The following is an 806-nucleotide window of genomic DNA, read 5'->3' as shown; positions in this document are numbered from 1 at the left end:
TTCAGTTATAAAGAACTGCATATCCGCATTGATATTTGAACAAGGTTTATTCTTATTTCTGATCTGCTATTCCAACTTCGACTATCCCATTCGACACCACTTAAATCATCACCGCCATACAAGATAATACCTAATTTTACATTTCTAAATTGTGAAACAGCCATAAATGCTGCTGCTTCCATTTCTACAGTTACACACCCTTCTGCTTTCCGCAACTCAACCTTTTCTTTAGTCTCTCTATAAAATGAATCTGTCGTCCAAGTTTTTGCCTTTATATACCTGATATTATGTATATTAAAATCGTCCTCTATGATTTTTAAAACCTCTAGATTACATTCAATTTCTCTTGATGGCTTAATGTAATGGTATGATACTCCTTCATCTCTCACTGCAGAAACGGGTACTATTACATGTCCAACAGCAATGTCTTTTTTTAATACACCTGCACCACCACACACTATAAATTTCTGAAAACCATAGGCTATCAGTTCTTCTAAGAATCCTGCTGAACCTGCAGCTCCTAAATACCCCAAAGTAATATGTACTTTTTTTCCTTGATAATATGTTTCATATATTGGCAAATCTACAGTCTCGCAATGTAGACATGCAACTTCTTTCAACTTTCCCTCCGTTTTCATTTTTTCAATTACATCTCTAAAAAATGTTATTACACAGTATTCAAATTCTTCTTTTGGCTTGATAAAATTAGTTGCCTCAATTATTGCAACTCGCGATTCATCAAATTCCAATATCGGGAATTCTTTACTATCAATTTTTTTGCTCTCCATCTCGACTTACCTCCAAAG

The 806-nt window shown here is 34.2% G+C and carries 1 protein-coding gene; it reads right to left on the bottom strand.

From position 1 onward, the window contains the following. Positions 1-5: 5 nt before the first annotated feature. A complete protein-coding gene (locus tag AMS66_RS05655; RefSeq protein WP_053779468.1) occupies positions 6-788 on the bottom strand; it encodes a nucleoside phosphorylase in 783 nt (260 codons plus the stop codon). Between the last annotated feature and the right edge of the window lie 18 nt (positions 789-806).

The organism is Paenibacillus xylanivorans (assembly GCF_001280595.1).
GTDB lineage: Bacteria > Bacillota > Bacilli > Paenibacillales > Paenibacillaceae > Paenibacillus > Paenibacillus xylanivorans.
Note: the sequence above shows the minus strand (reverse complement) of the source record. Positions and strands in the feature narration are given on the sequence as shown.